A 12,146-nucleotide genomic window follows, 5' to 3' on the forward strand; every position below is an offset into this window, starting at 1 on the left:
CAATTGGCGGCGTGGCGTGAACCCAGGTGTCAGTTGGGAGGGGAGATGAATCAACGGGTTCAATATAGTCCCCCGCTCCCGGCCGTCGCCTGGGCTTTTACAAATGCTTACGACACCGGGTAAAACGATTACTTCCTGCGTGCAACGACAAAACGACGCTCGAGCAGTTCGAACAGCCCCTGCGTCAATAGCGCCAGCGCCGCGGCGGGCAAGGCGCCGGCCAGCAGCATCGTGTTGTCGTTCAGCGCCAGCCCGGTGGTGATCCGTTCGCCGTAGCCGCCGGCGCCGATGAAGGCGGCGATGGTGGCGGTGCCCACGCTCATCACGGCCGCGGTCTTCACACCCGCCAGGATCACCGGCAGCGCCAGCGGCAGGTCGACGTGCCACAGGCGCTGGCGCGGCGTCAATCCCAGGGCCAGCGCGGCTTGCCGCAGGCCGGGCGCGATGCCGAGGATGCCGGTGCACGTGTTGCGCACGATCGGCAGCAGCGCATACACGAACAGCGCCACCAGCGCCGGCACGATGCCGATCATGCCCAGCAGCGGAATCAGCATCGCCAGCAAGGCCAGCGAGGGCACCGTCTGCAGCATGCCCGTCAATGCCAGCACCGGTTGCCGCAGGCGCGGCCTGAAGGCGGCCAGCACGCCGAGCGGAATGCCGGCGATGGCGGCCAGCAGCACGGACAGCGCGACGAGCAGCACATGCTGCCCCGTCAGCCTGGCGAGGTCGGGGCCGAACAGCACCCCGGCCAGCGACCGCGGCGCAGCGGCCGATTGCGCCGCCGCCTGCCCCTGAGTGGCAGCGCCTTTGCCCGCTTCCTGCCGCGCCAGCCAGCGCCGCGCCACTTCCGCAAACGCCTGCCCTTCCAGCTCGGCGGCCGCGTTCATGCCGATCATGTCGCGTTCGGTGATCTTTCCTTCCAGCTTTTCGATGGCCCGCCAGGCCTGAGGAAAGCGCTGCGCGGCATCGAGCCGGTACAGCAGCACCGCGTCGTAGCGGGGGAAGTAGGCGCGGTCGTCGCGCAGCACCGTCAGGCCGTAACGGGCGATCTTGGCATCCGTGGAATAGATGTCGATCACATCCACCTGCCGCGCCGCCAGCGCTTCATAGGCGATGCCGTGATCGAGGCCGCGCGGCTGCTGCGGCAGGCCGTAGCGGCGCGCCAGGCCGGGCCAGCCGTCGGCGCGGCCGATGAATTCGTGGGAAAGGCCGAAGCGCAGGCCCGGCTGGCGCGCCAGCTCGGACAGCGTGCCGATGCCAGCATCGCCGCGCACCGCCAGCGCATAGGTATTGTTGAAGCCGAGCGGCACGGCGATGCCAAAGCCCATCTTCGCCAGCTCGCCGCGCATCTGCTCCAGGCTCGACGGTCGCTTGTCCCCGGTGCCGTGCTTGAGGATTTCCTGGTCGATCGTGCCCACGTATTCCGGGTACAGGTCGATGCTGCCGTTCTTCAGCGCCGCCAGCACGATGGCCGTATTGCCGAGCCCTTGCCGATGTTCGACTTTCACATGCGGGGCGGCCGTCTGCGCCACCACTTCGGCCAGGATGTACGATTCCGTAAAGCGCTTGGAGCCGACCCGCAGCGTGCCGCCATCGGCCCGGGCCAGCTGGGCGCACAGCAGCGCCAGGGCGGCCAGGCACGCAAGGAAAGCGCCCCTCACGCTGCCACTTGCGGCATGCGCCACACTCCGCCGTTGACGACCGCCGCGCAGGGATTGCCGCCGATCGCGTAGCACAGGTCCGCCGGGCGGGCGATGCGCCACAGCGCGAAGTCGGCGCGCTTGCCCACTTCCAGGGAGCCGGTGTCGCCATGCAGCCCAAGCGCGCGGGCGGCATGGATGGTGGCGCCGGCCAGCGCTTCGCGCGGCGTCAGCCGCCACAGCGTGCACGCCATGTTCAGCGCCAGCAACAGCGATGTCAGCGGCGACGTGCCGGGATTGCAGTCGGTGGCCACCGCCATCGGCACGCCGGCCGCGCGCAAGGCCGCCACCGGCGGCGGCGTGGTATCGCGCAGGAAGTAGTACGCGCCCGGCAGCAGCACGGCAACCGTGCCGCCGGCCGCCATCGCGGCGATGCCGGCCTCGCTCACGTGCTCCAGGTGATCGGCCGACAGGCCGCGATGGCGCGCCACCAGCGCGGCACCGCCCTGGTCCGACAATTGTTCGGCATGCAGCTTGACCGGCAGCCCCGCGCGGCGCGCCACCTCGAACACGCGTTCCGTCTGCGCCGCGGTAAAACCGATGCGCTCGCAGAAGGCATCCACCGCGTCGGCCAGCCCTGCGCCGGCCAGTTCGGGGATCATCGCGCACACCGCGTCGATGTAGTCGTCCGCCCGCCCCGCGTATTCCGGCGGCAGCGCGTGCGCGCCCAGGAAGGTGGTGGCGACGCGCACCGGCAGCGCCTGCGCCACGCGCCGCGCCACGCGCAGCATCTTCGCTTCGTTGTCCAGGTCGAGACCGTAGCCGGACTTGATCTCCAGCGTCGTCACGCCCTCGGCCAGCAGGTTGCGGATGCGCGGCAGGCTCTGCGCCAGCAGGGTTTCCTCATCCACGGCGCGGGTGGCGCGCACGGTGGCCATGATGCCGCCGCCGGCCCGCGCGATGTCTTCATAGGTGGCGCCGTTCAGGCGCGCTTCGAACTCGTCGCTGCGATTGCCGGCGTGGACGATGTGCGTGTGGCAGTCGATCAGGCCCGGCGTGAGCCAGCAGCCGTGGCCATCGCGCTCTTGCGCCGCGCTGCCGTGCCGGGCCGCCTCGGTGTACCGGCCAAGCCAGGCGATGCGGCCGTCGCGCACGGCGATCGCGCCGTCGCGGACGGTGCCATATTCGTCTGCCTGGCTTTCACCGCCGGCCAGCGTAGCGAGGTGGACATTGTGGATCAGCAGGTCCCATCCACTCATTGCAGCATATCCCCATCCGCTTCCGCTTCCGCTTCGGGAATGATGTCGACGATGTAGACGGTTGCCTGCGGTGCCTCCAGCACCCAGTTCTGCTCGCGGTCGAGCACCACGGCATCGTAGCGCACCATCGACATGCGTTCGCGCTCGCTGTGCACGGTCAGCAGGTCGCCCTCGGCCACGAACAGCACCGTCAGCGCGCTGCGCCGTTCCAGTTCGGAATAATCGCGGAACACGCGGCGCTCCACCTGGTGCGAGCAGCGCCCGCGCCGTGTCATCACATTGAAATCCACGGTGGGGCTGCCATCCACGGTGGCGGAAACCGGCACTTCGCCGGGAAAGGCCACCACCGGTTCGCGGTCGCTGAGCGCCACCTTGCGCTCGTTGCCCACGTCCAGCACCACGTTGCCGCCATCGACCAGCGACAGCGTGCGGTCGACGCCGGGGAAGGTGGAAAACGGACCGCTCTGGGCGATCGTCGCCAGGCTGATGCGGAAATCGAAATCGTCCAGCGTGGCGCCGGGCGGCGATGCCAGGATTTCGGTCGTGAATCCGGCGCCGTTCTTCCAGGGCGTGGGATGCAGGCTTGCATACTGTATCAGCGTCGTCATGATGGCAGCTCGCGCAGGTTGGCCAACGTTTCCTTGAAGCGCGCGGCGATGGCCGCCTGCGCCACGTGCTGCCGGCCGCGAACGACCCACTGTCCGCCGGCCAGCACATCCTTCACCAGGTTGTCGTTGCCGCTGAAAATGAAGCCATTCAGCAGCTCGGGCGGCGCGGCCACGTTCGGGTGCGCCTCGTCCAGTACCAGCAGGTCGGCGGCATGACCGGGCGCCAGCGCGCCTACCCGCCTTCCCGCCGCCTGCGAGCCCCCGGCCAGGGCGGCGCGCCACAGGCGATCGCCGACGCGGCGCTCATCCGTTGCCGCCGCGACGTTGCGCCGCTGCCCCGCCAGCCGCTGGCCGTATTCGAGCCAGCGCAGTTCTTCCACCGGGCTGGTGGACACGTGGCTGTCGCTGCCGATGCCGAACCGGCCGCCCCGCTCCAGGAACGGCGCCAGCGGGAACAGGCCGTCGCCCAGGTTCGCTTCCGTCGTCGGGCACAGCCCGGCCACGGCGCCGCTGGCGGCAATGGCCGCCACTTCGTCATCGGCCACGTGCGTGGCGTGAACGAGGCACCAGCGCTCATCGACCGGCAGATTATCGTACAGAAATTGCACGGGGCGGCGCCCGCTATGGTCGACACACTGCTGCACTTCGCCCCCCTGCTCGGCAATATGGATGTGCACCGGCCGCTCCGGCGGCAGTGCCGCCAGCAGCTCGCGGATCTGCGCCACCGAGGCGGCGCGCAGCGAATGCGGCGCCACCCCCACTTCGACCATCGTGCCGCGCAGCGGTTCCAGTGCCGCCACGATCGCCAGCACATCGGCCGGGCCGGCGCGGAACCGGCGCTGTTCGCTACGCAGCGCCGCGCCGCCGAAACCGGCATGCGCATAGAGCACCGGCAGCATGGTGATGCCGATGCCGGCGTGGCGCGCGGCGGCGATCACGCGCCGCGCGGTTTCCGCCGCGTCCGCATACAACGCGCCATCGGGTGCGCGGTGGACATAATGGAATTCGCAGATGGACGTGTAGCCGTGCCGCAGGCATTCGGCGAACAGCTGGGCGGCGATGGCTTCCATCTGCTCCGGCGCGATGCCGAGCGCGAAGCGGTACATCAGGTCGCGCCAGGTCCAGAAGCTGTCGGGACCGTCGCCGGCGATTTCCGCCAGGCCCGACAGCGCGCGCTGGAAGCTGTGCGAGTGCAGGTTGATCATGCCGGGCAGCACATAATCAACGGTTTCAATGCCGGCCGCTTCGATCCCGGCTGTTTCCATACCGGCCGTCGCGGTGGCATCCGCCGTCACCGCGGTGAAGCGGCCATCGGTGCCCCATTGCAGCAGCACGTCGCGCCGCCAGCCGTCCGGCAGCAGTGCGTGGCGTGCCAACAGGGCCGTCACGCCATGCCCCGCTTTCCGGCCCAGCCGGCGGCAGCGTCCAGCATGCGCCGCAGCAGCGGCTGCACCTGCCCTGCAAGGTCGGGGCGATAGCCGAACGGCGCGGTCTCATCCATATAGGTGCTCTGGCACATTTCCAGCTGCAAGGCGTGCACGCCCGCTTCCGGCCGGCCATGCAGGCGCGTGATGTGGCCGCCCTTGAAGCGGCCGTTGACGGCGATCGTGTAGCGGCCATCGTCCCGCGCGGCGGCGGTCACGACGTTCACCAGCGCCGGATCGCAGCTGGCGCCATCGGCGCTGCCGAAGTTCAGGTCGGGCAGCTTGCCCTCGAAAAAGCGCGGCACGACCGAGGCGATCGAATGCGCTTCCCACAGCACCACCCGGCCGTGCAGTTGCAATAGCCGATCGAGCTCGGCGCGCAGCTGGTCGTGGTACGGCTGCCAGTACAGGGCCAGGCGGCGCCGCACTTCCGCGTCGTCCGGCGCCCGGCCCGGCTGATACAGCGGTTCGCGGGCGAAGGTATCGAGCGGACACAGGCCGGTGGTGTCCTGCCCGGGATACAGGTTGGCATCGTCCGCCGGGCGGTTCAGGTCGATCACATAGCGCGACCAGTGCGCCGCCAGCGTCGACGCGCCGATATCCCGGGCGAAGCCGTACAGTTCGCGCAGGTGCCAGTCGGTATCTGCCTTCGGCAGCGCGGCCGGCGTCATCGCGGCGGCAATGTCTTCCGGGATGGCGGTGCCCACATGGGGCATCGACACCAGCAGCGGCAGCGTGCCCGCTTCGAAATGGAAATTCACTCCAGCCTCCTCAAGATTGCACCGCATCAAAACCGGTGACAGGCTCCGGTTCTTTTGAAACATTTCAAATTAATAGGTGCCTGTCACCGGTTTTCGGGTTGCGATGCGCGTTGTGTGTCACGGGTGCAGCGGCGTGAACAGCGGCCGGCAATCGGCCGACAGGTCGCCATGCATGACCATCTGTTTTGCCGCCTCGATATCGGGTGCGAAATAGCGGTCGGCATCGTAGAACGGCACCTGCCGCCGCAACTGGGCATGCACGTGTTCCAGGTGCGGCGATGTCTTCAGGGGCCGGTGGAAATCGATGCCCTGGGCGGCCGCCAGCAGCTCGATGCCGACGATGGCCGCGGTATTGTGCGCCATCTCGTCGAGCCGGCGCGCCGCGAACGTGGCCATGCTGACGTGGTCTTCCTGGTTGGCCGAGGTGGGCAGGCTGTCCACGCTGGCCGGATGCGCCAGCGACTTGTTTTCCGAGGCCAGCGCGGCGGCCGTCACGTGCGCGATCATGAAGCCGGAATTGACACCCGGTTCGCGCACCAGGAACGGCGGCAGGCCGGACAGCGTGGCGTCGATCAGCAGCGCGATGCGCCGTTCGGCGATGCTGCCGATTTCCGCGATGGCCAGCGCCAGCGTATCGGCCGCGAACGCCACCGGCTCGGCATGGAAGTTACCGCCCGAGACGATGGCCACGGCGTCGCCCGCATCGCCGCTTTCCTGGAACAGCAGCGGATTGTCGGTGACGGCGTTCGCCTCGATCAGCAGCGTGCGGGTGGCGTTGCCGATCAGGTCCATGCAGGCCCCCATCACCTGCGGCTGGCAGCGCAGGCAGTACGGGTCCTGTACGCGTTCGTCGCCCAGCAGATGCGAGGCGCGGATCGCGCTGCCCGCCACCAGCTGGCGGTAGATCGCCGCGGCGGCGATCTGGCCCGGCTGGCCGCGCACGTCGTGCACGCGGGCGTCGAACGGCGCATCGCTGCCCTTGGCGGCATCGAGCGACAGCGATCCGGTGACGATGCCCGCATCCAGCAGCCGCTCGGCCATGAACAGGCCGTGCAGGGCCAGCGCGGTGGAGGCCTGGGTGCCGTTGATCAGCGCCAGCCCTTCCTTCGGCGCCAGGGTCACGGGCGCGATACCGGCCGCGGCAAGCGCCGCGTTCGCGTCCATCAGCTCGCCCTTCACGCGCACCGGGCCCACGCCCAGCAGCGCCAGCGTCATGTGCGCCAGCGGCGCCAGGTCGCCGGAGGCGCCGACCGAACCTTTCACCGGGATGGCCGGCACGATGCCGGCGTTGTACAGGGCCACCAGCGTGTCGATGACGACCGCGCGAATGCCGGAGTAGCCGCGCGCCAGGCTGCCGATCTTCGTCAGCATCAGCAGGCGCACCACGTGGTCCGCCATCAGCTCGCCGGTGCCCACCGAATGGGACAGGATCAGGTTGCGCTGCAACTGTTCCAGCTGGTCGTCGGGGATGCGGGTCTTCGCCAGCAGGCCGAAGCCGGTGTTGATGCCGTAGGCGGCGTCGCCTTTTTGCACGATGGCCTGCACCGCCCGGGCGGAGGCGTCGATGCGGGCGTAGGCTTCGCGCGCCAGCGCAATGGGTGCGTGCGCCGTCCACGCGGCGCGCAGGTCGGCCAGCGTCAGCTTGCCGGGATTGAATGTCAGCGTCATTTACTTCACCATCGGCAGGTTGAGGGCATTGCGTTTCGCACAGGCGATTGCGGCGTCGTAGCCGGCATCGGCATGGCGCATCACGCCGGAACCGCTGTCGTTGACGAGCACGCGCGCCAGCCGGGCCGCGGCGGCGTCGGTGCCGTCGGCCACGATGACGACGCCGGCATGCTGCGAGTATCCCATGCCCACGCCGCCGCCGTGGTGCAGCGATACCCAGGTGGCGCCGCCGGCCGTGTTCAGCAGCGCGTTCAGCAGCGGCCAGTCGGACACGGCATCGCTGCCGTCCTTCATGCTTTCCGTTTCGCGGTTCGGGCTGGCGACCGAGCCGGTATCGAGGTGGTCGCGGCCGATCACGATGGGCGCCTTCAGTTCGCCGTTCCTGACCATCTCGTTGAAGGCCAGCCCGGCAATGTGGCGCTCGCCCAGGCCCAGCCAGCAGATCCGCGCGGGCAGGCCCTGGAAGGCGATGCGTTCGCGCGCCATGTCCAGCCAGCGGTGCACGTTGGCGTGGTGCGGAAACAGTTCCTTGATCTTGGCATCGGTTTTATGGATGTCTTCCGGATCGCCGGACAGCGCCACCCAGCGGAACGGCCCGCGCCCTTCGCAGAACTGCGGCCGGATGTAGGCCGGCACGAAGCCGGGGAAGCCGAATGCATTCTCCACGCCTTCGTCGAACGCCACCTGCCGGATGTTGTTGCCGTAGTCGACCACCCTGGCGCCCAGCGCCTGGAAGTCCAGCATCGCCTGCACGTGGACGGCGCACGATGCGGCGGCGGCGGCTTTCAATGCGGGGTGCCGCGCCGGCTCTGTCCGCGCGGCCTGCCAGTCGGCCACGCTCCAGCCCTGCGGCAGGTAGCCGTTGATCAGGTCGTGCGCCGACGTCTGGTCGGTGACGAGATCCGGCACCAGCCCGCCCTCCTTCGCGCGCCGCACCAGCTCGGGCAGCACGTCGGCCGCATTGCCCAGCAGGCCGATCGAGATCGCTTCGCCCTTGTCCCTGTAATGCCGCACCATGTCCAGCGCTTCGTCGATGCCGCCGGCCTGCCTGTCCAGGTAGCGCGTGCGCAGGCGGAAATCGATGCTGGCCTGCTGACACTCGACGGTCAGCGACACGGCGCCGGCCATGGTGGCGGCCAGCGGCTGCGCGCCGCCCATGCCGCCCAGGCCGGCGGTGAGGATCCACCTGCCTTTGAGATCGCCGCCGAAGTGCTGGCGGCCGGCTTCCGCGAACGTTTCGTAGGTGCCCTGCACGATGCCCTGCGTGCCGATATAGATCCAGCTGCCGGCCGTCATCTGGCCGTACATGAACAGGCCCTTGCGATCGAGCTCGTTGAAATGCTCCCAGTTCGCCCACTTCGGCACCAGGTTGGAATTGGCGATCAGCACGCGCGGCGCATCGGCATGGGTGCGGAACACGCCTACCGGCTTGCCGGACTGGACCAGCAGGGTTTCCTCTTCGCCCAATTCCTTCAGGGCGGCCAGGATCGCATCGAAACAGGCCCAGTCGCGGGCGGCGCGGCCGATGCCGCCGTATACCACCAGCGCCTGCGGATTCTCGGCCACTTCCTTGTCCAGGTTGTTCTGGATCATCCGGTACGCCGCCTCGGCGCCCCAGGTCTTGCACGTCTTGTCGGGACCGCGCGGGGCGCGGATATCGCGGGCGGGATCGAAGCGCGGGTCGCTCATGGCGTCTCCTCGGAAGGTGGCTGATCGTTACAGCATAGGTTGTCTATACAAGTGCAGTCAAATGATTTTTGGCGCTGTTCGCCTTAAGTCGGTGAACTTCCCGCTGGAATCACTGTCTGATCCCCTGTTGAGATACTTCATGTATATCAGGGGGAGTTATGGATACAGCGGAGCTCGGTGCGATTGTCGAGGCGCTCGGAAAACTCGGGCTGTCCGAGGAGGAGATCGCATTTTTGCAGGGCTTGCTCGGCAACCTCGTGCGCCCAGGCCAGTGTCTGCGCCTGATCGAGGAAGCAGCTGGAAAACCTTCGTGTCCCGCCTGTGGCGGTCAGCGCTGCCACCGCTGCGGCCACGCCAACGGCTTGCAACGCTATCGCTGCGTGGCGTGCCGGCGCAGTTTCAATGCCTTGACCGGCACGCCGCTCGCCCGCCTGCGATTGCGCGACAGGTGGCTGCCGTATCTACAGTGCCTGGTCGATTCGGCGACCGTGCGCGCCGCGGCAGAACGGGTCGCGGTCGCGAAGTCCACCAGCTTCCGGTGGCGCCACCGCTTTATCGCTGCCGTACGCCGCGAGCGGCGGCCGCACTTGTCCGGCATCGTCGAAGCGGACGAAACCTATCATCTCGAATCGCAGAAGGGTTCGCGGCACCTGAGCCGCCCGCCCCGCAGGCGTGGCGGCAAGGCCCGCCGTCGTGGTATCAGCAGCGAGTTCGACTGCATTCTCGTCGCCCGCGACCGCAACCGGCAAACCTGTGATTTCGTGACCGGCCGCGGCCCGGTCAGCGCAAGCCAGTTGGCGCAGCACCTGCAACCGGTGCTGGTACCGGACGTACTCCTGATCAGCGATGCCGCCATGGCTTACCACGCATTCGCGCGGCAGGCCGGCATCACGCACGAAGCAGTGAACGTCAAGGCGGGCATCCGCGCGCGCGGCGCAATTCATATCCAGAATGTGAACGGATGGCATAGCCGCTTCAAGACATGGCTGCGGCGCTTCAACGGCGTCGCCAGCCGCTACCTGGCCAACTACACGGGTTGGCGACGGGTGCTCGATGCCGCCGTGCTGACGGTACCAAGGGACTGGCTACGCGTTGCCGTGGCGAAAAATTAGCGGCAGGGCCCGCCGCCCACGACAACAGCACATGGAGAAAGTTCCACACTGCTATGCAATGTCGAGCTAACGCGAACAGCGCCTGATTTTTTGCCATCCCGTCGTCACGCGTCCCGGACGAAATCGATGAACGCCCGCAGCGGCGCGGGTACCAGGCGCCTTCCGGGGTAATACAGGAAAGGCCCGGAAAAGCTCAGCCACCATGGTTCCAGCACCGGTTCCAGTTCGCCGCGCGTGAAATATGGCTGCAGCCAGTCCTCGAACAGGTAGACGATGCCGGCGCCGGCCACCGCGGCGTGCACCGCCAGGTCTGCACCGGCCCCCAGCCGCACCCGCAGGGGCCCCTGCGGGTCGACGCGCACGGTCTCGCCGTCGCGCGCGAATTCCCATGGCGTGGCGGTGCCGCCGGCAAAGTAACCCGCCAGGCAGGCGTGCCGCAGCAGTTCCCCTGGATGCGCGGGGCGCCCCGCGCGGGCCAGGTACGCCGGCGCCGCGGCGGCGGCGAAGCGCTGCACGCGCGGGCCGATGGGCACGGCGATCATGTCCTGCTCGAGCCGCTCCTCGTAGCGGATGCCGGCGTCGAAGCCGGCGGCCAGCATGTCGACGAAGCTGTCCTCGACGGCGACATCGACCACGATGTCCGGATACGCCGCAAGGAAGCGCGGCAGGATCGACGGCAGCACCAGCCGCGCGGCCGCCAGCGGCACGTTCAGCCGCAGGGTGCCGGTCGGCCGGTCGCGGAAGGCGTTCACGACGTCGAGCGCACCCTGCACCTCGTCGAGTGCCGGCGCCAGGCGATCGAGCAGGCTGCGGCCGGCCTCGGTGGGCACCACGCTGCGCGTGCTGCGGTTCAGCAGGCGCACGCCGAGCCGCGCTTCCAGGCGCCGCACGGCTTCGCTCAGCCCGGAGGGGCTGACGCCGGACGCGCGCGCGGCATCGCGGAAGCCGCCGGCGCGCGCCACGGTCACGAACGCATTCAAATCACCGAGATCGACCTTCATTGCCATCCATTGTTCGATTTTTCGCACAACCCATGCACACTTTACCGGATTGTCGCGCAGCCGACGCGCTTTTATGCTCTGTCCATTACTACTGACGAAGGAGAACGGCATGTCGACTACCCAACACGCAACCTGGCAGCTGGGCGACCGCACGGTGAACCGGCTCGGCTACGGCGCCATGCAGCTGGCCGGGCCGGGCGTGTTCGGCCCGCCAAAAGATCCGCAAGCCGCGCGTGACGTGCTGCGCGCCGCGGTGGCGGGTGGCGTCGATCACATCGACACCTCGGATTTCTACGGCCCGCACGTGACCAACCAGCTGATCCGCGAAGCGCTGCATCCCTACCCGGCAAACCTGAGCATCGTGACCAAGATCGGCGCGCGGCGCGACGGCCAGGGCAACTGGCTGCCGGCGTTTTCAAAGGAGGAACTGACGGAAGCGGTGCACGACAACCTGCGCAACCTCGGCCTGGAATCGCTGGACGTGGTCAACCTGCGCGCCATGTTCGATGTGCACGGCCCGGCGGAAGGTTCGCTGGAAGCACCGCTGGCCGTGCTGGCCGGCCTGCGCGAGCAGGGCCTGGTGCGCCACATCGGCTTGTCGAACGTGACGGCGGCCCAGGTGCAGGAGGCACGCCGCATGGTGCCGATCGCCTGCGTGCAGAACCAGTACAACCTGGTCCACCGCGGCGACGATGCGCTGATCGACGCGCTGGCCGCCGACGGCATCGCCTACGTGCCGTTCTTCCCGCTGGGCGGTTTTTCGCCGCTGCAGTCGGACACGCTGTCGGCCGTGGCGGCGCGGCTCGATACCACGCCGATGGCGGTGGCGATCGCCTGGCTGCTGCAGCGGTCGCCGAACATCCTCGTGATTCCCGGCACTTCGTCGCTCGCTCATCTGCGCCAGAACCTCGCCGCGGCGGCGCTGGTGCTGCCGGCCGATGCGGTGGCGGAGCTGGACCGGATCGCGGCGATCGGCTGATCCCG

10 protein-coding genes are annotated in these 12,146 nt (G+C 68.6%); 2 read left to right on the forward strand and 8 right to left on the reverse strand.

The annotated features are described in order from the left end of the window. Nucleotides 1-128 precede the first annotated feature (128 nt). The 7 genes from ACY34H_RS07035 to hutU form a co-directional block, all read right to left on the reverse strand. Nucleotides 129-1,661 carry an ABC transporter permease/substrate-binding protein gene (locus tag ACY34H_RS07035; RefSeq protein WP_464976775.1) on the reverse strand — a complete coding sequence of 511 codons (1,533 nt, stop codon included), beginning with the start codon at nt 1,659-1,661 and terminating at the stop codon, nt 129-131. After that, nucleotides 1,658-2,899 carry an imidazolonepropionase gene (hutI, locus tag ACY34H_RS07040; RefSeq protein WP_464976776.1) on the reverse strand — a complete coding sequence of 414 codons (1,242 nt, stop codon included), beginning with the start codon at nt 2,897-2,899 and terminating at the stop codon, nt 1,658-1,660. Before hutI ends, ACY34H_RS07035 begins: the two co-directional genes overlap by 4 nt. Continuing rightward, nucleotides 2,896-3,507 carry a HutD/Ves family protein gene (locus ACY34H_RS07045; protein WP_464976777.1) on the reverse strand — a complete coding sequence of 204 codons (612 nt, stop codon included), beginning with the start codon at nt 3,505-3,507 and terminating at the stop codon, nt 2,896-2,898. The genes hutI and ACY34H_RS07045 overlap by 4 nt, the downstream gene beginning before the upstream one ends. After that, nucleotides 3,504-4,895, reverse strand: coding sequence for a formimidoylglutamate deiminase (locus ACY34H_RS07050; RefSeq protein WP_464976778.1), 1,392 nt, complete (start codon nt 4,893-4,895; stop codon nt 3,504-3,506). The genes ACY34H_RS07045 and ACY34H_RS07050 overlap by 4 nt, the downstream gene beginning before the upstream one ends. Then, on the reverse strand, nt 4,892-5,692 hold the full coding sequence (gene hutG / locus ACY34H_RS07055; protein WP_464976779.1) for an N-formylglutamate deformylase: 801 nt from the start codon (nt 5,690-5,692) through the stop codon (nt 4,892-4,894). The genes ACY34H_RS07050 and hutG overlap by 4 nt, the downstream gene beginning before the upstream one ends. Nucleotides 5,693-5,809: 117 nt before the next feature. Beyond that, on the reverse strand, nt 5,810-7,360 hold the full coding sequence (gene hutH / locus ACY34H_RS07060) for a histidine ammonia-lyase (RefSeq protein ID WP_464976780.1): 1,551 nt from the start codon (nt 7,358-7,360) through the stop codon (nt 5,810-5,812). Beyond that, nucleotides 7,361-9,049, reverse strand: a complete 1,689-nt coding sequence (gene hutU / locus ACY34H_RS07065) for a urocanate hydratase (RefSeq protein ID WP_464976781.1) — start codon at nt 9,047-9,049, stop codon at nt 7,361-7,363. It abuts the gene before it with no gap. 158 nt (nt 9,050-9,207) lie between these two features. Between hutU and ACY34H_RS07070 the strand changes: the two genes are divergently transcribed. Then, complete coding sequence (locus ACY34H_RS07070) at nt 9,208-10,161, forward strand: IS1595 family transposase (RefSeq protein ID WP_464976782.1); 954 nt, start codon at nt 9,208-9,210, stop codon at nt 10,159-10,161. A gap of 104 nt (nt 10,162-10,265) precedes the next feature. Here the strand turns inward: ACY34H_RS07070 and ACY34H_RS07075 are convergent, their stop codons facing one another. After that, on the reverse strand, nt 10,266-11,162 hold the full coding sequence (locus ACY34H_RS07075; RefSeq protein WP_464976783.1) for a LysR family transcriptional regulator: 897 nt from the start codon (nt 11,160-11,162) through the stop codon (nt 10,266-10,268). A gap of 109 nt (nt 11,163-11,271) precedes the next feature. Here ACY34H_RS07075 and ACY34H_RS07080 point away from each other — a divergent pair, with 109 nt between their 5' ends. Continuing rightward, entirely contained in the window at nt 11,272-12,141 is an 870-nt protein-coding gene (locus ACY34H_RS07080; RefSeq protein WP_464976784.1) for an aldo/keto reductase family oxidoreductase, read from the forward strand. Nucleotides 12,142-12,146: the final 5 nt, after the last annotated feature.

It is taken from the genome of Pseudoduganella sp. jia 9 (assembly GCF_055502615.1).

Coding starts and splice junctions, on each gene's coding strand:
- hutI (WP_464976776.1), bottom strand. CDS start 2,899: ATGAGTGGATGGGACCTGCTGATCCACAATGTCCACCTCGCTACGCTG.
- ACY34H_RS07045 (WP_464976777.1), bottom strand. CDS start 3,507: ATGACGACGCTGATACAGTATGCAAGCCTGCATCCCACGCCCTGGAAG.
- hutH (WP_464976780.1), bottom strand. CDS start 7,360: ATGACGCTGACATTCAATCCCGGCAAGCTGACGCTGGCCGACCTGCGC.
- hutU (WP_464976781.1), bottom strand. CDS start 9,049: ATGAGCGACCCGCGCTTCGATCCCGCCCGCGATATCCGCGCCCCGCGC.
- ACY34H_RS07070 (WP_464976782.1), top strand. CDS start 9,208: ATGGATACAGCGGAGCTCGGTGCGATTGTCGAGGCGCTCGGAAAACTC.
- ACY34H_RS07075 (WP_464976783.1), bottom strand. CDS start 11,162: ATGAAGGTCGATCTCGGTGATTTGAATGCGTTCGTGACCGTGGCGCGC.
- ACY34H_RS07080 (WP_464976784.1), top strand. CDS start 11,272: ATGTCGACTACCCAACACGCAACCTGGCAGCTGGGCGACCGCACGGTG.